Here is a 20,342-nt window from a genome sequence, read left to right as displayed (position 1 = left end):
GACGTCAAAACCCCATCAGGGTTAACCGTCCTATTCTATTGTTTTTCTTTCGCCACGGGCTTTTCGTCCACCGGGCGGCTGAAGATGAGGGCCGAGGGGTCCTCCACCGTGTTTTCCAGGAGCCGGTTCAGGTTTTCCGTGGCCCTTTCCAGGTTTTGGACCGTGGTCAGAAGGTGCTTGGTAAGCTCGGCCATGCGCACGTCCGCCCCCACAAGAAGGCGCGAGCCGTCGCCTATGGCCTGCTGGCCGCTTTCGGCCATTTTCCGGGCCTCCTCCACCACGCGGTTGATCTCCGCCATGGTGGAGCGAAGGCTCTTGCGGTTTTCATCCAGAAGGGCCTGGACCTTTTCAACCGAATGGCGCACGCCGGTGATGGCGGCGCGGACGTCCGGCCTGTTTTCATCCAGTATGGCCCCCACCTTGTCAACGGAGGCGGTTGCGGACGCCACTGTTTTGTTGGTTTCCTCCGCGAGTTTCCTTGCCTCGGCCATGGCGAGTTCGAGATCGGCGGCTGCCTTCTGGACCGAGCTTATGATCCCGCTCCAGTTCTCCTTTGCCAGCATGGCGTTGGCCCGGTCAAGGGAGGTGGTGAGTCGGTTCGAGATTCCCTTTACGTCGGCGGCGACGATGGCCTGGTCAAGGTGGTCCAGGTCGCGGTTCACGCCCGCTATCACCTTTTCGATTTCAAGTTTTTCTATGCGCCGGAAAAGGGACTCAGCCCCGGCGAAGAAAAGGCGCATGTCGCTTGGCTTGCTGGCGATAACGGTGCGTGGGGCCTTGAAACCCAGGCGCATGGGAGGGGCTGCGGTTTTCGGGGTCTGGCGGTCAAGTTCGATGAACATGATGCCGGTTATGCCCACGCTTTTTAGCTGGGCCACCAGGCGGTGGACGTTTTCCCTGCTTAGGTCCAGGTCCACCTGGGTGGGGTCTATCTGGACCTTGACCTGGATGAGAAGCCCGTCCGGCGCAACCCTTATGTCCTCCACGCGGCCCACTGCCACGCCCCTGTACTTCACCTGGGAGTCTTTTTCCAGGCCCTGGACCGACTCGTCGAAATAGATGACGAAATCCTTGCCCTGCTTCAGATAGCCCTGGCTTCCGATCCAGATGATGGCGAATGAAAGCATGAGCACCCCGGCGATGAGGAAAAGGCCCACGGAAAACTTGGTTCGCACTGATGCCACGGCCTATTCCTTTCTTGCGCCACGGGGATTGAAAAAGCGGTAAACCACCGGGTCGTCGCCCGATTCGGCAAGGGTTTTCGGATGGCCCACAGCCGCTATCCCCTTGCGGGCCTTGTCCAGCACCACCGCGCGGTCGGCGACGGTGTGGATGCTGGAAAGCTCGTGGGTGACTATCACCATGGTGGTTTTAAAGACCCGGTTCATGGTGAGGATGAGATCGTCCAGCTCCGCCGACGTTATGGGATCGAGGCCTGCTGAGGGCTCGTCGAAAAAGAGGATGGCCGGATTCAAGGCCATTGCCCTGGCGATTCCGGCCCGCTTGGCCATGCCGCCCGAAATTTCCGACGGAAAGTGGTTTTCGTAGCCGGAAAGGTCAACTGCGGCCAGTTTCAGCTTCACCAGCTCGTCCCTGGAGTGCTGGTCGATGCGGGCGCTCCATTCCAGGGGCAGAGCCACGTTTTCGCCCACGGTCAGAGACCCAAGAAGGGCCGCGCCCTGGAAAAGGACGCCGATCCTTTTCAGAAGCAGCCGGTACTCTTTTTCACCCGCCCGGGCCACGTCCACGCCGTCTATCACGATTTTGCCCGAAATGGGGGGCAGAAGCCCTATCATGTGCTTCAAAAGGGTGCTCTTGCCGCAGCCTGAGCCCCCCACCAGAACCACCACCTCGCCCCTTTCCACCGTGAAATTGACGTCCTTTAAGATCACGGTTTCGCCGTAGCCAGCAGTCAGGTTCTCCACCTTTATTATCGGGTCGCCGCTCATGGTCTAGTCCCAGTAAAGCTGGATAAAGGCGAAGATGGAGTCCCAGAATATGACGAGAAAAATTCCCGAAACCACGGCGCTTGTGGCGGCGGCCCCCACTGCCACGGCCCCGCCGCGCACCTGGAAGCCCCTTAGGCATCCTATCCAGGAAATCAGCACCGAAAAAAACGCGCCCTTTCCCACGGCCCAGATGATGTGGTTCATCTCAAGGTACTTGATGGTCTGGTTGATGTAGGTTTCATAGGTGAGGTTTAGCACCAGAAGACCCACCACCAGCCCCCCGAACACGCCGAAAAGGCAGGAAAAAAGAGTCAGGATGGGAACCACCACGAAGGAGCCCAGAAGTTTGGGAATGACCAGGAAGAGCACCGGGTCGAATCCCATCACGGCTAAGGCGTTAACCTCCTCGTTGATTTTCATGGTGCCGATTTCCGAGGCGAAGGCCGAGCCCGATCTGCCGGACACCACTATGGCGGTCATGATGGGGGAAAGCTCGCGCACCATGGCAAGGCTCACGAGGCTCGCCACAAAGAGGTTGCCGCCGAAAGGGGCAAGCTGGGCCGAGGACATGAAGGCTATGATGAAGCCCAAGAGAAAGCTGATGAGCCCCACTATGGGGACCGCGTCCACCCCCACCTGGCGCATGGAGGTGATGACGTCGCCCCAGCGCACCGAGCGGGGATGGGCCAGGGCGTAGAAAAGGCAGAACACGATGGAGCCGGTATAGCGGGCGATGTCCCGGTACTGGGCCAGCCCGTCCAGAACAGCGCCCCCAAGCCGTATAACAGGGTTGGGCAGGCGGTTCTTGGGCGCCAGGGGGGCCTTGCTGGCCTCGGAGAGCTTGAAAAGGTCCAAGACGTCCCGCACCTCGCCCGACGCCCTGATTTCCGGGCAGGTGCCGCCAGCCTTCAAGATCGTGTTGATGGCGTCATCCACCAGAAGGGCCCCGAAATCATCCAGATGGGTCACCTCCGTCAGGTCCAGGCTTACGGCGGCCTTTTTGTTGGCGGCAAGGGCCTTGCGCAGAACGAGCGAAAAGCGCCCGTGGGCGTCGTGGTCGAGGCTTCCCGAAAAGGCCAGGACCATGCCGCCGTCATCTTCCTTGTGGAAGGCGTATGATGACTCCGCCGCCATGCGTCATCAGGCTCCGTTTTCGTGATTCAGGAGGCTTCTCAGCTCCTCGTGGATGAACTGGAGGCGCTCGAGGCCGTGGTCGCCATCCTTTACCCGGCTCCAGCGTTCGGGAAGCTCCTTTTTGATCTGGCGCAAGAGGTTTTCCATGTCCACCAGCTCGTTGTGCATGGTGTCCATGCTTTCCTCCTCAACCGCCACCTGTTCGGGCTTTTCAACCTTGAGGTCCCTGGGCGAAAGAAGGAGGGATTCCCCGGCGACCGGCACGTGGACGGAGAGCCCGAACTGCTGGGTGATCTTTTCGGACAGGACCTCCTTGGCCCCGGTTTCGCCGTGGACAAGAAAGATGCGCGGCTTGCACTCGGTGAAATGCCCCACCCATTCCAGAAGATCGTTCTGGTCGGCATGGGCTGAAAACCCGCCGATGGTGGAGACCCTGGCCTTTACGGCCACCATTTCCCGCAATATTTTTACCGACTTGGCCCCTTCGATGATCTTGCGGCCAGTGGAGCCCGCCGCCTGGAAGCCCACGAAAACCAGGCAGGCCCCCGGACGCCACAGGTTGTACTTCAGGTGGAACTTGATGCGGCCCGCCGTGCACATGCCGTTTCCGGCTATCACGATGGCGGGGCCGTCCTTTTCGTTTATGGCTGCAGACTGGGCGGGGGTGAGGGTGGCCTTCAGGTTGGGAAGATCAAAGGGATCGACGCCGGTGCTTACTATCGCCTGGGCCGCCTCGTCGTATTCCTTCCTGTATTTCCGGAAGATGTCCGTGGCCTTTATGGCAAGGGGGCTGTCCAGGTAAACCGGGATGTCCGGCAGCTTTCCTTCCCGGTAAAACTCGGAAAGGACGTAGAGAATCTCCTGGGTGCGCTCCACGGCAAAGGACGGGATGAGCACCTTTTCCTTGTTTTTTGCCGCGTATTCTATGCACTCCAGAAGCTCGACCTTGCTCTCGGCAAAGGAGCGGTGGAAGCGGTCTCCGTAGGTGGATTCCATGAAAACGTAATCGGCGTTGTAGATTTCCTGGGCGTCGCGCACGATGAGCTGGTCGCCCTTGCCCAGATCGCCAGAAAACACGATCTTCACGGTTTCGTCGCCTTCGTCGATCCAAAGCTCCGCTATGCACGAGCCAAGGATGTGCCCGGCGTTTCTGAGCCTTAGCCTCACCCCCGGCTCGATTTCCTTTACCACGTCGCGCTCCACCGGGCTGAAGTGCTCCAGGGAGTGTTCTGCGTCGGCGGTGGTGTAAAGGGGCGGCACGGGCTTTTTGGCCTGGCGGCGGTTTTTCATAGTCTGCCACTCGGCGTTCATTTCCTGGATGTGGGCCGAGTCCAGCAAAAGTATGCGGCAAAGGTCTATGGTGGGGGCGGTTGCAAGGATTTTCCCGTTAAAGCCGTCCTTCACGAGCTTTGGGATTCTTCCGCAGTGGTCCACGTGGGCGTGGGTGAGAATGAGGGTGGGGATGTCCTTTGGCGAAAATCCCCAGGGGGCGAAGTTTTTGGCTTCCTGAAGCTTTCCGCCCTGGAACATGCCGCAGTCAACCAGGAGCTTCTTCCCCCGGCTGGTTTCGAGATAATACTGGGAGCCGGTAACGCCCCCCGCTCCGCCTAGGCAGGTGACCCGAATCATGATGTTTCCTTAAAAAAGGTTGGGAAAAGGGAGGTTTTTCTTATTGTCATCTTACTAGTATCACAGGCTTTCCCGCAAGGTCAAAGCGCTTGTCATGCGCCCGCCACCAGCTCGTCCGAAAGATCAGCAGTGGCCCGGCGGAAGGGTGCCAGTGCAAAAAAGCATCTCCTCCATGCGGAAAAGAAGCGGGGGCAGGGTTTCAGGGTTTTTGGCGGATACGGCCATGCCCTCGTGACGCCGCACAAGGGTTTCGATGGTCTCCTGGTCCAGAAGGTCGCACTTGTTGAGGACCCTTAGGACCGGAATCCGGTCCAGTTCCAGTTGGGCAAGGATTTTTTCCACGCTGGCTATCTGCTCTTCGAGGCGCGGGTTTTCGGCGTCCATCACGTGAAGAAGAAGGTCTGCGTGGATAAGCTCCTCCAGGGTGGCCGAAAAGGCCGCCACAAGGTCCTTGGGAAGGTCCCTTATGAAACCCACGGTGTCGGTGATGATGATTTCACGCTCGCGGGGAAAGCGGAGCCTTCTGCTGGACGGATCGAGGGTGGCGAAGAGCTTGTCTTCGGCTATGACCACCGAGCCGGTGAGGACGTTTAAAAGCGTGGATTTTCCCGCGTTGGTGTAGCCGACGATGGAGACCACCGGAAGCCCGGCTTTTTCACGCTTGCCTCTCTGGACGCCCCGCTTTTTCTTTACAAGCGAAAGTTCCTTTTCAATGCGCTCAATGCGCTCGTGCGCCCTGCGGCGGTCTATTTCGAGCTTGGATTCACCCGGCCCACGAGTGCCTATGCCGCCCGCAAGCCTTGAAAGCGCCGGGTTTTTGCCCACCAGCCGGGGCAGAAGGTACTTCAGTTGCGCAAGCTCCACCTGGAGTTTGCCCTCGCGGGTGTGGGCGCGCTGGGCGAAGATATCCAAAATGAGCTGGGTGCGGTCGATAACGGCTATGTCCAGGAAGTCAGACACCGCGCTTATCTGGGAGGGCGAAAGGTTCTGGTCAAAAACCAGGAGATCCGCCTCCCTCATCTGGATCAGGATTCCGATTTCCTTCAATTTCCCCTGGCCCATGAAGGTCTTGGGGTCCGGGTGGGCCCGGTGCTGGATCACGGTTCCGGCAACGGCGATTCCCGCGCTCTTGGCCAGCTCGACGAGTTCGTCCATGTGGGTTGATGCCTCTGTGCGTGAGGCCCCTGTCACCGATACCAGGATGGCCCTTCGGGCGGTGTCCGCCGTGTCGCGTTGGGGGCGACCGCGCTCAAGCTCGCCTTCAAGCTCGGAAATCAGGGTGGCTACCCCAAGGTCCAGGCCGGAGGGTTGTATGGGATCGAGCACCCTGTAAGGCTTCTGCCCCTCCGCGTGCGGCACCGGGTGGGCCGCGTGGAAGCGCCGGGGAATCCCGTCGTCGCCCACCTCGATGGCAGAGGTGAAATCCAGGCGCAAAAGGGTGAGGTCGGTCAGGTCCTCCTCGGTGAGGGGCTCGCCGTCGAGATGGGTGTGCACGAACCGAAGCCCCTTCAGGCGTCCCAGGCCGTAGCGGTAGCCGGCGAGGCTTGGAATGTGGATGCTCTTGTAGTCGCCCACGATTACGAAATGGACCGTGCCAGCCCTGTCGATGAGAAAGCCTATCTGACGCCTCAGCTCCCGGGAGAGGCGGCCAGCGGCTAAGGCCATATCCCAGTGGATGATCGCCTCAGGCGGGGTCTGCCTGCGGTAGAAGCGCAGAAGGGTGTTTTCCTCGCGGGCCGAAAGGCCGCTTGTGTTGCCGAAGATTTTTTCCATGAGGCTTCCCGATTGAAACGGTGGATGAAGCTATAAGCGCACTTCCTCGAAATCCCTCTTGTCGCCCTGGGCGGCGTCAATTGCCTGGCGGGCGTCCCCCGGCCCTTTGATCCATGCCTTTACGACAGGCTGGGACACCTTTTTTGCGTAGGCCGCGCAAATATCCACCGCCTGCCTTATCCCTTCCGGCGTGCCGCCATACGGCACAAGGACCCTTGGTCCGGGAACCTCGGAAATGCCGATCAGGGCGTCCGTGGCGGGCTCGAACCAGCTTTCGACGATCTCGTTTTCCGCCTGGGTCCGTCCCACGATGGCCTTGGTTTTGGCGTCTATGCGGAAGTGCCGCCCGTATTTCAAAAGGTGAAGGTCCCGGTTCTTGAAGGGGGCGTCCGCCTCGTATGCGAAAAGGTCTTTCAATCTGTGCGAAAAACTCTCGTCGGTCAAAAGGCAGCCGCCCGCCGGAACCGGGTAATCGCGGATTCCGTACTGCGCGGCAAGGGCCATCTGGGGCTTGCGGCTTCGCCCGTTGAAAGCGAGCAACCTTTCCCGGTCAACAAGGCCCGCGATTTCGGGCTTGGTGGCCTCAAGCAGTTTTCCCGAAAGAGGCCGCAGAATCAGCCCGTCCCAGCCGGAGTTTTTCGCCACGTAGTTAAGGGCCGGGCGGGTCTGGCTCATGGGGCGCTGGCCCAGGACCTCGCCCGAAAAGAGAAAGTCGAAACCCTCCTCCGTCATTATGTTTCCGGCAAGGCGGAACATGAGGGCGTGGCAGTCCGGGCAGGGGTTCATGTTCCGTCCGTAGCCCAGGCGCGGGTTTCGCAGCATGGTGAGGTACACGTCCGAAATGTCCCGCACCATCAGGGGAACCCCGGTCATGTCCGAGGCCTTCCTGGCCTTTTCCGCCGAAAAAAACGCCGTGGTGAAGCTGATCCAGGTGACGTCTATGCCCTGATCCCTGAGGACCAGGGCCGACAATATGCTGTCAAGGCCCCCCGAACACAGGCCCAGGGCGCGCGCTGATTTCTTTTGTTCCATCAGGTTCTTTTCCCTATCAGCCTGTTTAAAAACGCGAATTGCTTTGTCGCGCTTCAAAGCCAATTTCGTCACGTACATTAAGTACGCTTACTCATTGGTTTTTCGCACTCCTTGCACTTCATCGTTTTTATCCAGGCTGCGCATACAGCCTTTTTCAACGGGCTGCTAACGATATTGCCGAAACATGAGGTTAAAGTCAAAAAATCGAGAAAGGTCGGCCAACGGCCAATACTGAGGCCGGGCGGCCCGAAAGTCAATCGCAGCCTGAACGGTTTTTACGCGAAACATCGGCAAATGCGAAACCCTTCCAGGCTTCCACAAACCGGGCGGCCTTCCGCAACAAAAAACGGCGGGCGACCATTATGGCCAACCCGCCGTTTAAAAAGGCTAAATTTGGTCGGGGCGATTGGATTTGAACCAACGACCCCTTGAACCCCATTCAAGTGCGCTACCAGTCTGCGCTACGCCCCGACACGAGCCTCCTATAGCCTTAGCGACCCGCCATGTCAAGCGCGGTATTGCCTTTTACGGCAAAACCCTGAAAAAAACCGCGTCAGGCTTTCGCGGCAAAGTCCTTCATGAACGCGACCAAGTCATTTATGGCCGCAAGCCCGGTGGCGTTGTAGATGGAAGCCCGGCATCCGCCGACGCTGCGGTGGCCCTTCAAGCCCACCAGCCCGGCCTTGGTGGCCTCGTCCACAAAGCGCTTCTCCAGGTCCTCGGAGGGAAGCCTGAAGGTCACGTTCATGAGGCTGCGGCTGTCCTTGTCTGCGGTGGCCTTGTAGAAATCGGTGGAATCCATGTAGCCGTAAAGGAGATCGCCCTTCATTCTGTTGGCGGCGGCGATGGCGGCAAGGCCGCCCACGTCCTTTTCAAGCCACTTTATGACCTTGCCCACCGCGTAGATGGAAAAGCAGGGGGGCGTGTTGTAAAGGGAGTTGTTGTCCGCATAGGTGGTGTAACGGAGCATGTTGGGAAGGGTCTTGGGAGTCCTTTCCAAAAGGTCCTTGCGGATGATGACCAGGGTCACGCCTGCGGGCCCAAGGTTCTTCTGGGCTCCGGCGTAGATCATGCCAAAGGGCTTGGTGTCGAAGGGGCGGCTTAAAATGTCCGAGCTCATGTCCGCCACTATGGGAACGCCCTTGGTGTCCGGGAAATCCGCCCACTGGGTGCCTTTTATGGTGTTGTTGCTGGTGATGTGGACGTATGCCGCATCAGCGTTGAAGGCGATGTTTTTGGGGATGTAGCAGAAATTGCGGTCTTCGGAGCTGGCCACGACCTTGACGGATTTACCCATCAACTGGGCTTCCTTGATGGCCTTGGTGGACCATGTGCCGGTGTTGACGTAATCCGCGCTTGCGCCTTCGGGCAGAAGATTCATTGGAATCATGGCAAACTGCATGCTTGCCCCGCCCTGAAGGAAAAGAACCGTGTAATCGTCGCCAAGACCCAGAAGGCGCTTGACGCCGGCTGCGGCCTCGTTGACCACGGCCTCGAAAGGCTTTGAGCGGTGGCTTACTTCCAGGACCGACATTCCCGTTGACTGCCAGTCCAGAAACTCGGCCTGCATCTCCTCAAGAACCGGCAGCGGCAGCGCCGCAGGCCCGGCATTGAAGTTGTGAACCCTGTTTGCCATGACTTTTTCCTCTTATCGTTTTTTTCGTTCAAGATTCCCCAAGGGAATCGTAATCCAAACATCTAATTCGTTCGCTGAACCAGTGTCAAGAAAAATTCCTATCAGGACCGGGGGGAATGGAAGGGAAAAACACAAAGAAATATCTGTTCGATAAAAATAGGCTCTATGCCAAGCCTGTGTAAAAATGATGAAATGCAAGGCGCACGAAAAGGCAATGAGTACGCGTACTTTTTGTACGTGATGGAATTGCCTTAGAAGTGCAACACAGCAGTTCGCGTTTTTACGCAGGCGCAATGGTCACGCGCCTTGGGGAAAGAGGCGGATCAGGCCCGTCTGAACATGCTGGACTATGCGTACTGCTGAAATTTTTGCCATTTCCAGAATCGCAAGAAAGGTGACCACAAGATCGGTGCGGGTGGGAAGGCCGGTAAAAAGCTCGTCGAAACTTAGCGTCTGGTGAAGGGCCAGAAGGTCCATAAGCTCCACCATGCGCTCCCGCACCGAGACCGTTTCGGCGGTGAGGGTGACGACATTTTCCTCGCTGGAGCGGGAAAGGAGTTTAGCGAAGGCGTCCATCAGCTCGAAAAGCCCGGCTGCGATGATTTCATCGCCACGGGCCACGGTGGTTTCGTCCGGGTCTGGAGCGCGGGCGAAAACCATGTCGTCCAGAAGGGGCCTTTCTGCGATTTTCTTGGCCGCCTCCTTGATTTTTATGTACTCCTCAAGGGGCCGTACGATCATGAGGCGCGGGTCTTCCTCAAGCCCCTCGATTTCCTCGTGCCGGGGCAGGAGCATCTTGCTTTTTATCTGCATTAGGGTTGCGGCCATCACAAGAAACTCGCCCGCCACGTCCATGTTGAGCTCTTTCATAAGCTCAACCGCAGCAAGGTACTGATCTGCGATTTCCGCAATGGGGATGTCGTAGATGTCCACCTCGTTTTTTTTGATGAGGTGGTACAGAAGGTCCAGCGGCCCCTCGAAAACGGGCAGGTTCACCCGCCACCGCCCGTCGTCGTCCAGGAAAGATTCTTCGTGATTGTGGGAAGTTGCGTCTGTCATAAAAAATGTGCCTCTATACTATTTTAAGCTTTTCGATGTGGGAAGAAACAAGAAAATCCCCGCAGTCCGTCATTCCGGCGTAGGCCGGAATCCAGTTCTTTTTCCTTCTGCAACATTTTCCTGGACCCCGGCGCAACGCCTTGGTGACGATACTTGAAACGCTTCGGCTTTTCTATAAATGCCCAGCGACTAAGCTGAAAATTGTATAGAGCCACGTTATGTTTTACAGGCAGCCTGTCGGCTTCCCGCTTTTTTTCTTAGGGTCGGCAAAAGGCTGATCAAAAACGATGAAGCGCAAGGAAGAGTGAAGCGGGCGGGGAGGAATAGTACTTTTCGTACATGATGCCCCGCCCGCTTTGCTCTGACACCGCGATTCGCGTTTTTGGACAGCCGCTACGCTTTTGTTGCTGATGCAAGCCAGTGCGGCATCGGGGGCGGCAGGGGCCTGATTTCGACTCCGGTAAAGCCTGCGCCCGTAAGCCAGCCGGAAAGCTCTGCGTCCGAAAAAACCCAGCCGTTTTGGGTGGTTAAAGCCATATTTACGGCGAACATGGCGGAAAACTTTGGGCTGGTGTGAGTGGCGTCGGTCATCATGTCCATTATGTAGATGACCCCGCCGGGGTTCAGGCTCTCGTATGCGCGGGCCAGGATGTCCTTTATGGAATCCGGGTTCTCCTGGTGGAGGACGCCCAAAATGGCAACCGCGTCGTTTCCGGCAGGAAAGGGGATCGTGTGATAGTCGCCCGGAAGGGTCTTCACGCGTTCCGCCATGTTCTGGAAGGCAATAAGCTCAGCCGCTATGGCGGCCACGCCCGGAAGGTCCAGAACAGTGGAATTAAGCTCCGGGTTGGCCTGTGCCAGGAGCACCGAGTAGGTGCCGGGTCCGCCTCCTATGTCCAGAAGCTGTTTGCAGCCTTTTAAGTCCATGTTTGGGACAAGAGCCCTGCCTATGCCCATTGCCCTTCCGTGCATGGCCAGAACAAAGGCGCGGGTTCGCTCGGCATCCTCGCCCAAGTGGATTTCGGGCCGCTCCACGGGACTGCCTGTGCGGGCGAGATCGGCCAGCTTTCCCCAGGCCGGGTAGACGTCCCGGTTGTAGCGAATGGCCCGCGAGAGGTCTCCGGGGCTTCCGGGAACCAGGAAGATGGATGTTTCCAAGGTGTTTTTGTAGGTGTCGCCGGTCTTTTCAATAAGCCCAAGGGCGACAGCCGCGTCGCTCAATAGAGTTATGCCGCGCAGATCGCATTTGAGCTTTTCCGCCAGGGTTTTGGCGTCCGCGCCGCCGGTTTCGGCAAGCGCCGCGAAAAGGCCCGTATCAATGGCTGAAAAAAGCACGCAGGAATCGTAAAACGCGCAGGCAAGGTCCATTATGCGCTTGGGGTCCGGCTGCATGGGGTGTCTCCTTGGGTGTAAGGTATCAGATTTGTTTCAGATGCTCCCTGACCATCGCCGCAAGCTCCAGAAGGTCTTCCGGGTCTTTGGGAAAACTGATGGTGGAGCCCCAGAACACCTTGCGATTTGGCCCCGCGATGCCGTGTGAGCCCCTTATGCGGCCCGGGTTCTGGCCCACCGAAACAGGGGGCCAGCCGAAGAAAAGCTCGCAGGGGTCGTAGCCCGGCTTCTGGTGGATGTCCACGTGGGTGGCGTAGTCCGGGGCCTCGCCTTTGTCCGTCCACCAGGGGTAGGCGAACCATTTGTCTGACGTTGACACAAGAACGAGATCGCCTGAATTTTCGTGGGCGATTCCGGCCTCTTTCTGGGCGTTTTTATCAAACACGCTTTTCACGCCTTCAAGATTTGACAGCAGCCGCGCGGTTTCAGCCAGATCGGCGGCGTTTTGCACGTAAACGTGTGCGATCTGGTGGTCAACCACCGCAAAGGCGCGGCTTTCGTGGAAATTGGGATACAGCATCCCCTTTACTGAGCGAGTTGCGAAAAGCCCGGAATCGTAAAGAACCCGGTTGGGATAAACCGCGCCGGAAACGGGTGCTATGGCGTAATCGCCGAAGACGACAACGTCGTAACCCTTTGCCTCGGCGGCGTCCATCAGCATCGAAAGCTGGGAGTCGAGAAAACGGGCGGCCTTGCGCGCCGCTGGGCCTTTGGGGTCGAAGCGCTGGAGGTCGTAATCAAGGGTGGGCAGGTAACAGAGGCAAAGGTCCGGGGCCAAGTCCTTTTGGGCCATTATCCAGCTCACGGCTTCCGCTATCCAGTCTCCGGCCTTGGCTGACGCGAGAGGCCCCCAGTAGTGGCGCAGGCGAAAAGGGCGACCCACGGCCTTGGTCACCCGGTCGTAAAGATCGGCGGGCTTTGCGGCGCAGGCTTCGATCATGCCGCCGTGGTGCTTGTGGATGGGGGCCGGGGAGAGTACCATGTCAAGGGCCTCCCCAAGGCTCTGCTGCCAGAAGAACATGCCAACCTTTCCGCCATTTTTGCGGAAATCCTCCCATATTCGCGGGCCGTTTATAAGCCTTGCCGACTGCTCCCAGAACATGGGCCGCGAAAGTGCTTTAAAAAAATGGCCGTTGCCCACAATGCCGTGTTCGGAAGGGGCGAGCCCCGTGCGGAAACTGGCTGAGGCCGTGCAGGTTACGGCGGGGAAGACGGTCTCCATCAGGCCCGACCGCAAAAAGCCGAAAACGCCTGGAGGATGGGACAAGGCCGCCGCCTGGACCACCAGGAGCTTTTTGGGCAAAAAGTTCTTCGTCATGATCTAACTCGCGTAAAAGCGCCTTGAAATCCGGCGGCTTATGGGAAAGGCCAGCAGAAGGGCCGCTGACAGGTACAGAAGATCGGGCCGGAAAAAAGCCACAAGGGCGGCTTCCAGAAAAAGAAGGTTCCTTATGAGGCCGCCTATGACCTGCTGAATTATTTGGGGTGGCGCTCCGTCCGAAAGGCTGGTGGCCATGAAGGATGGCCACAGAAGCGCACATGCCGTGAGCACTCCCGCCGGAACAATGTCGTCGCCCTCCGGGGGCTGAAGAAAGCTCCAGATGGCGGCAAGGCCCAGGGCGGCGGCGCAAACTGGCAGAAATCTTATCATCCGGCCCCGGAAGGCTTCCGTCTCCCTTGCGGCGATTGCCGTGAGAGCCGCTATGTAGCAGGAAACCAGAAGGGCGGACAGAAGGACCGGCGTTGAAAAAGCAGAGTCGGGCAGGGTGGCTGCGGCTCCAAGCATCACGTTGAGGCCCCTGCACAGGCCCATGACAAGCGGGCCGGCCACGGGGATATTTTTGAAAAGGGCGTTATACAGAACCACGGCGCAGGAAAGGGCCAGGGCGGTATAGCCTGCCAGCGGCCCTGCGAAAAAAGCCAGGACGACGCCGGAAAGCCCCAGGGCCGCCGCCGCCGCATAGGCGTGGGTCACGGGAACAAGCCCCGAAGGAAGCGGGCGCGAGGGCCGGTCCCGCTGGTCTTCGGCAAGGTCCAGCACGTCGTTGGTCACAAGCCCGAACATGTAAAGGCAAAGGCCCGCGCCGATGGCAAGGGCCAGCCCGGAATCCAGGGTCGCGCCCGTTAAGGTGCTTGCCGCCGCGAACCCTGCAATTGCGTCGCCCGGAACCGTTAAAAGGTTGGGGAGCCGCAGAAGCTGCATCCAGGCCATCGATCGCCCACCCTGTTCTTCCGGGGAGCCTGTTCCGTTTTCCCCGGTCACAGTCCCCAGGCCTCCTTCATGGGCCTTGTGGGGCGGGGCTCGAATTTTTCGTTCTGGCCCAGAAAGTAGCACGGGTTGTTGTAGAAAAGGGTCTCAACGTCCTCTTCCCGGTGCCCGCGCTTTCTCATCTCGAAAATGGCGTCGTGGAGGGTTCCGGGGTCGCTTGGCCCCCAGTCGCCGGAGGCGTCCACTATCATCCGCTCAAGCCCGTGGCGCTCCACGGTGTCAACAACGCGTGTGGCCGAGTTCTTGGTAATGGGGTAGATGGTCATGGCGGTCCAGAAACCAGCCTCCCTGATCATCCCCACCGTGTGCTCCTCAACGTGGTCGAAAACCACCCGGAAGGGGTCCACGCCGCCGTGGCCTTTGAGATAATCCAGCATCATCTTCGTGCCCTTCAACTTGTCGGCAAGGTGGGGTGTGTGTATCCATATCAGGCGCTTGCCCGAAAGGCCCATCTCCACCTGTTCCTCGAAAACCTTCATCTCGTTTCTGGTGTTTTTGTTGAGGCCGATCTCGCCGATTCCGAGAACCGTGGGTTTATCGAGAAATTCCGGCATGATGGCCAAAACTTCCCTGGCAAGCTCAAGATCGTCGGCCTCCTTGGGGTTCAAGCATATCCAGGAGTAGTGCTTTATAAGGTACTGGGCCGCCCGCGTGGGCTCGAAGGTGGTGATGTGTGTGAAATAGTCGTGGAAGGCGGCAGCCGATGTGCGGTCGTAGCCAGCCCAGAAGGCGGGCTCGCAGCAGGCGATCGTGCCCATGCGGGCCATGCGCTCGTAGTCCTGGGTGGTGCGGGCGATCATGTGGATGTGGGGTTCTATTACTTTCATAATTCCCCCTATGTTTCGGACAGGAGGACGAGAATCCTCTCCACCCGGTTGTCGGCGTCATCGGAAAGGCACACGGAAAGGGCCTTTTTGAGATTTTCCCGGCGCTTGTCCGAAAGGGTTTTTGGGGCGTCCGGGGCGCGGTCCATGCGGTCCAGGGCTGCGGCGGTTTCAAGAATGGCGCACCGCACGTCCAGGTAATACATGTTCAAAAGCTCCGGGGCTGACTTGGGCGATACTATGGGTGTCGGAGGCATGGAAATCTCCTTGGAAAATCGATCAAAATTTTTACTGTCTGTCAGGCGAAAGAGGAAAGAACCTCCCTGCCCATCGCCATGACTTCGGCCACTATGCCGTCAAGCCAGGCGGTTCCAGCCGTCCTGTCTTTATCATCGAGAAGAAGCACGGCCTTCAGGTAGTCGCCGGATGAGGCTTCCTTCGCCCCGGCCACGGCTTCCAGAAAGGCTTCCGGCGGCTGGTCTGCGGTCTCGTCCAGGCGCGCCCTTGTTCCTTCCTCCACGATTGGCCACTTGTCGAAAAGTTCCTGCTTCTGGGAAAGCAGGTGTTCGGGCGGGTTGCCTTCTGCGGCCCGGTAAAGGGCTATGGATCTGGGCATCCGGGAGGCAAGAAGGGCCATTTGTTTCAGGCGTTCGGTTACAGCCTCCCTGCATGTTTCGACCAGGGCCGCGTGAAGGGCCTTTTCGGGCTCCGTGGCGAAAAAGAGGCTGCGAACGTGGACGTACCAGTTGAAAAGGGCCACGAGGTTTCCCAGGTAGCCGAGATTGTGCTCCACTATGCCCGCGATGGACTTGTAAAGGCCGGGCGTGAACTTTAGCCCCGCGCTGCGGCTTAAAGGGCCGGTGACCCAGAGGCGGTCCTCCTCGATGATATCCCGCCTCCACACGGTTCCGGCGGCTATCACGCTTCCGTAGGCTATGTTGCACGGCCCAGCAAGCCCGCCCTGGCCGCCCAAAAAAATGGGGTTTTCCCGAAGCATGACACCGCGCGGGACGTCGCCTATAAGGGACGCCGTGGCTTTGTCCTGCTGTGGGGTGAAGTTGAAGTGAATGTAGCTTGATCCCACCTCGGAGTGGTTTTTCGGGCCTGTTCCCCCGCTCATCAGGCAGTCGCAGAAATTGACCAGGCTTCCCAGGGTGGCCCAGGGAAAAAGGATGGTCTGCTTGACCCCCGCAGCATGGGCCGCCGAAGTGCCCTCCTCGAATATGGTTCCGGGCCGCACGTGGGCGGCGGGGCCGACGCTTGCCCCGGAAAGAAAAACCGAGCCGGAAAAGGACCCGCCCTTAAGGCGTGCGCCCGGCCCAACGGCGCAGTCATGCACCACAGCCGGGCCTTCGGAGCCGATCTCGGCCCCTTCCATTATGAGGGTGCGTTTCCCGGTGATGCGGCTTGACGGGTGGAGAACCGCTCCGGGAAGAATCCGCATAGGGTCCACTTCGGGAGCGACGTAAACCGCGCCGGGATCGGGGAAAACCACGCCCCGGCCCTGTAACGTCTCTATTATGCTCATTGGCCGCCTGTCCTGGTTGCAATCCCCTGGCTTTGCCGTTTCAAAACCATGCCGGATTCCTGCTTGCGCCTGAATCCGGCATGGTTGCCTCGCAGCGGGCCGGTAATGCCTTGCTGTGCCTTTGGGCGTCCTACCTGCGGTCGCCCATGATGCGAAGAAGCATCAGGAAAAGGTTGATGAAATCAAGGTAAAGATTGAGAGCGCCGAAAAGCGCCGCCTTGCGCATGGCACCCGACCCTGCTTCCAGGGGCTGGGTCTCGGCCATGTTCTTGATCTTCTGGGTATCGTAGGCGGTGAGTCCCACGAACACGAACACGCCTATGTAGCTTATGACCATCTCCATGGCGGAGCTTTTGAGGAAAATGTTCACCACCGAGGCGATGATAATGCCGAAAAGCCCCATCATCATGAAGGAACCCATGGAAGTAAGGTCCTTCTTGGTGGTGTAGCCGTAAACGCTTACCGCCGCGAAGGTTCCTGCGCAGACCAGGAAGGTGGAGAAAATCGAGCTGCCGGTGTAAACAATCAGAATAGCCGAAAGGGTGAGGCCGTTTAGGGCCGAATACCCCAGAAAGACCCCGGTGGCGGTGCCTGCGTCCATCTTGTATATGCGGGCTGAAAAATACAGCACCATGCCCAGTTCGGCGATTATGAGGCCGAAAAACACCAGCTGGTTGCCGAAAATGAATTTCAGCGCGGCAGGGCTTGAGGCGGTCAGAAAGGCCACCACTGCCGTAAGGGTAAGGCCGACTGCCATCCAGTTGTAAACGCTTCTCACGAAAGCGTTGATTGTCACCTTGTCCAGGGTTCTCGGCTGTGCGTAAGCCATATAACGGTCTTCCATGCTTTCCTCCTGTAAGTTGGGGGCTGAATCATAATTGTGAAATCAGGGTGTTTTACCCGATTTTTTAAGCTCCTCGATCTTTTTCAGAAGGCCCTTTTTAACCTCCTGGTCCTCCTGTTTGGGAAGGGCCTTTTCGTATGTTTCCAGGGCCTTTGCCGCGTTTCCCGAAGCCAGGTAGGCGTCTCCCAGGTGCTCCAGGATGGTGGCCTCGTCCGGCACTATCTCCACGGCTTTTTTCAGTATTTCCAGGGCCTTGTTGAAATCGCCCATCTTGAAGTACACCCAGCCCAGGCTGTCGGTGATGAATCCATCGCCGGGCTTTTTCTCCAGGGCCTTTTCTATCAGGGCCTTGGCGTCCGCCAGGTTCACCCCAAGGTCTGCGTAGGTGTATCCGAGGTAATTGAGGGCTTCGGGCGAATCCGGCATGAGGGCCACCGCCTGCTTGAGGGTTTTGATGGCCTCGTCCTTCTTGCCCCAGCGGTCGTAAAGCACCCCCAGCCGGAACATAAGATGGGGTTCGTTCTCGTGTTCCGTCAAGGCCTTCTTAAGTATTGCCTCGGCCCTGGCGAAATTCTTGGCGTCCTCGAAAACCGCCGCAAGGGAAATATAAAGGTTGGTCTCGGCCCCACCCTTGCCCGATGCCGTTTTAACGGCCTCGTATGCCTTTTCGCGGTCTTCTGCGGTTTTGGAGATGCTTGCCGCGTTCACCCGGGCGGTTGCGTAAAACCTGGAGTCGGGGGGGACGCGGACGTAAATCTTGTAAGCCTCTTCCTTTTTACCCATATCCTCCAGGACCGTTGCGGCCAGGGTCCAGTCCTCCGGGCCTGAGTCGGGCCGTTCGGCAAGGGCGGTGAAAAGCTTCATGGCTTCGTCGGGATAGCCCGCGCCGTAATAAAGACGCCCAGCCGATCGGATTATGGCGGCTTCCCCCCCGCTGTCCTTTATTATGCCGTCGATTACGGTTTTGGCTTTCGGAAGGTCCTTTTCCGCCAGATAAGCCTCGGCAAGCCCAGCCGATGCCTCGATGTCGGCAGGGTCTTCCGCCAGCATGGCCTTGTAGACCTCGATGAGTTTCGCCGTCTGCCCCGATGCCTGGTGAACCCGTATGATTTCCCTCCTGGCCGGCTCGGCCATTTCCGGGTCGGCCTCGGCGGCCCTGCCGTATTCGGCCACGGCCTTGTCCCATTCCTTTTTTTCCGCGTAGATGGCCCCAAGGGAATACCTTGGCAGGGGTTCTGCGGGAAAGCGCACGGCCAGGGATTTTAAGATGTCTTCCGCGATCTCCATCTTTTCGCTCTGGCTTGCCAGCATCATGAGGGCCACGTAAACGGCTTTCTCGCCGGGCTCTATTTCGAGGGATTTTTTGTAGGACCGGGCTGCGGCCTCGAATTCCTTGTTGCGGGCCCTGGCCACCCCCAGAAGAAAGTGGGCTTCGGCGTTTTCCGGATGCTTGGCGGCAAGGTCGATGGCGCGGGCAAGGGTTTTTCCGTCCTCGTTCCTTTCCATTGAAAGGCGAACGAGTTCCATGGATATGGTGAACGAGTCCGGGTCGGCCTCGTGGGCCCTTTCCAGGTAAAAGAAAGCCCGGTCGTTGTCGCCCGCGATTTCCGCCAGAAGGCCGCTTAAAAAGGCGTGGTAGGAAATCCGGTTTCCCCGTGACTGGCCGAGTCCTGTTGTTTCCGGTGTTTTCGGGGATTTTTTGTCCCTGGCTTTTACGGGCGCTGCATCCTGGCCGCTTTTTACGGGCTGTTTGTCCCGGGCCGCGACAGGCGTGGCCGCCTGGGCGCTGTTTGCCGGAAGGGTCTGGCATCCCACAAAAATCGACACCGCTGCCGCGATTGCGAAAAAAAGCGGCAGGGATGAAGCCCTGAGATTTAAGCGGCCATTTTTCGGCGGGTGAAAAAGTCTCATTTAAAACCTCTGTCGGCCCTATAGGCCGTGTTGCGAAAATTTGGCGAATGCTGCGGGCGGCCCGACTGCCTGGCTCAACCGGCGCTTGTGGCCGCGTTTCAGGCACTGCCCCTGTTCGATGGGTCAAAACCGCCCTGGTAGGTGTCGAAGTCGGGAATCTGGGACTCAAGAAAGGCCTTGAGTTTTTTTATGACGGTGTTTTCGAGCTGGCGCACCCGCTCGCGGCTTATGCCGTGGCGGTCGCCTATCTCCTGGAGCGTTGCGGGAGAATCCGAAAAAAGCCTTGAGTCGAAAATCTCCAGTTCCCGCTCCTTTAGGCTTTTTCGGAACACGGCGATTTTTTCCTGTAGAATGTGCTCCATCTCCTTGCGCGCCACCTTGTCCTCTGCGGATTCGGCGGGGGTGGATAGAAACTCTATGCGCTCGGAATCGGAGTCGTCCTTGATGGGCGCGTCAAGGGAAAGGTCCCAGCTGTCCAGGCGCTGGTCCATGTCCACCACGTCCTTTTCGGACACGCCCAGGTTCTGGCTTAAAAGTTTCGGCTTGGGATCGAAGCCCTGTTCGATCAGGCGCTGCTTTTCCTTTTTCAGCTTGAAAAAGAGCTTGCGCTGGGCCTGGGTGGTGCCGATCTTCACCAGCCGCCAGTTGTCCATGATGAACTTTAAAATGTAGGCCTTGATCCAGAACGAGGCGTAATAGCTGAACTTCACGTTTTTTAAGGGGTCGAACTTCCGGGCCGCCTGCATGAGCCCTATGTTGCCCTCCTGGATGAGGTCCAGAAGGTTCTGCATCCAGACTCTTTGAAATTCCAGGGCGATCTTCACCACCAGCCGGAGGTTGGCCGTGACCATGCGAAAGCCTGCCTCCTCGTCGTTGAACTCCTGGATGCGGGTGGCCAGTTCGCGTTCCTCGTCGCGGGTGAGAAGGGGGTACTTGGAGATTTCGGACAGATACCTCTGGAGCGGATCGAGCCGTACCAGGGATTTTTCGTAAGCCGGGACAGGGGCTGCTTCCTCGGAGTCGCCGTCTCCCGCCCCGTTTTCCGGCTCGTCATCCGGCTCGGAATAATAGGGATCGTCCGTGTCTTCTTCGGTCATGTCGTTCTTTCGCCTGTTATTGAGTCCTGGCTTCGGCGGTTTTTTGGACCGGAAAACGGCGCGTTTCCCATTCCCAAATGTCTAATATCTCATTGATGCCGACCGGTGTCAATTGAAACCCAAGATGCCGTCAGGCGGAAACGCGGGATTTGCAAAAACGGGTAAATTGCGGGCCGCGCGGTTAAGACCGGGCTTTTTGAAACCTTCCGGTTATCTGAATTATTGACTTTTCAAGGTATGAGGGAATATATCAGGGTATCCGTGT

The 20,342-nt window shown here is 58.4% G+C and carries 17 protein-coding genes and 1 tRNA gene; all 18 read right to left on the bottom strand.

Features of this window, described 5'->3' with window-relative positions; genetic code table 11:
• Positions 1-35: 35 nt before the first annotated feature.
• The gene (locus tag HZB23_04705; protein ID MBI5843955.1) at positions 36-1,184 is read right to left on the bottom strand and encodes an MCE family protein; all 1,149 of its coding nucleotides are present in this window, start codon (positions 1,182-1,184) and stop codon (positions 36-38) included.
• Positions 1,185-1,187: 3 nt separating this feature from the next.
• Complete coding sequence (locus tag HZB23_04700) at positions 1,188-1,949, bottom strand: ATP-binding cassette domain-containing protein (protein MBI5843954.1); 762 nt, start codon at positions 1,947-1,949, stop codon at positions 1,188-1,190.
• 3 nt (positions 1,950-1,952) lie between these two features.
• The gene (locus HZB23_04695) at positions 1,953-3,083 is read right to left on the bottom strand and encodes an ABC transporter permease (GenBank protein ID MBI5843953.1); all 1,131 of its coding nucleotides are present in this window, start codon (positions 3,081-3,083) and stop codon (positions 1,953-1,955) included.
• 6 nt (positions 3,084-3,089) lie between these two features.
• Positions 3,090-4,712 carry an MBL fold metallo-hydrolase gene (locus HZB23_04690; protein ID MBI5843952.1) on the bottom strand — a complete coding sequence of 541 codons (1,623 nt, stop codon included), beginning with the start codon at positions 4,710-4,712 and terminating at the stop codon, positions 3,090-3,092.
• A gap of 123 nt (positions 4,713-4,835) precedes the next feature.
• Positions 4,836-6,485, bottom strand: a complete 1,650-nt coding sequence (hflX, locus tag HZB23_04685) for a GTPase HflX (protein ID MBI5843951.1) — start codon at positions 6,483-6,485, stop codon at positions 4,836-4,838.
• Between the two features lie 30 nt (positions 6,486-6,515).
• Positions 6,516-7,517: a tRNA 4-thiouridine(8) synthase ThiI gene (locus tag HZB23_04680; GenBank protein ID MBI5843950.1), complete on the bottom strand. Its 1,002-nt coding sequence runs from the start codon at positions 7,515-7,517 to the stop codon at positions 6,516-6,518.
• 394 nt (positions 7,518-7,911) lie between these two features.
• A tRNA-Pro gene (locus HZB23_04675) sits at positions 7,912-7,988 on the bottom strand.
• Positions 7,989-8,070: 82 nt separating this feature from the next.
• Complete coding sequence (gene serC, locus HZB23_04670; protein ID MBI5843949.1) at positions 8,071-9,153, bottom strand: 3-phosphoserine/phosphohydroxythreonine transaminase; 1,083 nt, start codon at positions 9,151-9,153, stop codon at positions 8,071-8,073.
• A gap of 297 nt (positions 9,154-9,450) precedes the next feature.
• Entirely contained in the window at positions 9,451-10,173 is a 723-nt protein-coding gene (locus HZB23_04665) for a segregation/condensation protein A (GenBank protein ID MBI5843948.1), read from the bottom strand.
• A gap of 432 nt (positions 10,174-10,605) precedes the next feature.
• Positions 10,606-11,604 (bottom strand): methyltransferase domain-containing protein, encoded by a 999-nt coding sequence (locus tag HZB23_04660; GenBank protein ID MBI5843947.1) that lies wholly within the window; start codon positions 11,602-11,604, stop codon positions 10,606-10,608.
• Positions 11,605-11,629: 25 nt separating this feature from the next.
• Positions 11,630-12,922: an alkaline phosphatase family protein gene (locus HZB23_04655; protein ID MBI5843946.1), complete on the bottom strand. Its 1,293-nt coding sequence runs from the start codon at positions 12,920-12,922 to the stop codon at positions 11,630-11,632.
• Between the two features lie 3 nt (positions 12,923-12,925).
• Positions 12,926-13,867 carry a UbiA family prenyltransferase gene (locus HZB23_04650; protein ID MBI5843945.1) on the bottom strand — a complete coding sequence of 314 codons (942 nt, stop codon included), beginning with the start codon at positions 13,865-13,867 and terminating at the stop codon, positions 12,926-12,928.
• On the bottom strand, positions 13,864-14,700 hold the full coding sequence (locus HZB23_04645) for a TatD family hydrolase (GenBank protein ID MBI5843944.1): 837 nt from the start codon (positions 14,698-14,700) through the stop codon (positions 13,864-13,866). The genes HZB23_04650 and HZB23_04645 overlap by 4 nt, the downstream gene beginning before the upstream one ends.
• 8 nt (positions 14,701-14,708) lie before the next feature.
• Complete coding sequence (locus HZB23_04640; GenBank protein ID MBI5843943.1) at positions 14,709-14,954, bottom strand: hypothetical protein; 246 nt, start codon at positions 14,952-14,954, stop codon at positions 14,709-14,711.
• Positions 14,955-14,995: 41 nt separating this feature from the next.
• Positions 14,996-16,225, bottom strand: coding sequence for a protein GlmU (locus HZB23_04635; GenBank protein ID MBI5843942.1), 1,230 nt, complete (start codon positions 16,223-16,225; stop codon positions 14,996-14,998).
• Between the two features lie 130 nt (positions 16,226-16,355).
• A complete protein-coding gene (locus tag HZB23_04630) occupies positions 16,356-17,054 on the bottom strand; it encodes a Bax inhibitor-1/YccA family protein (GenBank protein MBI5843941.1) in 699 nt (232 codons plus the stop codon).
• Positions 17,055-17,111: 57 nt separating this feature from the next.
• Positions 17,112-18,980, bottom strand: coding sequence for a tetratricopeptide repeat protein (locus HZB23_04625; protein MBI5843940.1), 1,869 nt, complete (start codon positions 18,978-18,980; stop codon positions 17,112-17,114).
• Between the two features lie 98 nt (positions 18,981-19,078).
• A complete protein-coding gene (locus tag HZB23_04620; GenBank protein MBI5843939.1) occupies positions 19,079-20,077 on the bottom strand; it encodes an RNA polymerase factor sigma-32 in 999 nt (332 codons plus the stop codon).
• Positions 20,078-20,342: the final 265 nt, after the last annotated feature.

The organism is Deltaproteobacteria bacterium (genome assembly GCA_016235345.1).
Classification (GTDB): Bacteria; Desulfobacterota; Desulfobacteria; order Desulfobacterales; family Desulfatibacillaceae; genus JACRLG01.
The sequence above is the reverse complement of the archived record's forward strand: the minus strand, read 5'-3'. Positions and strand labels throughout refer to the sequence as shown.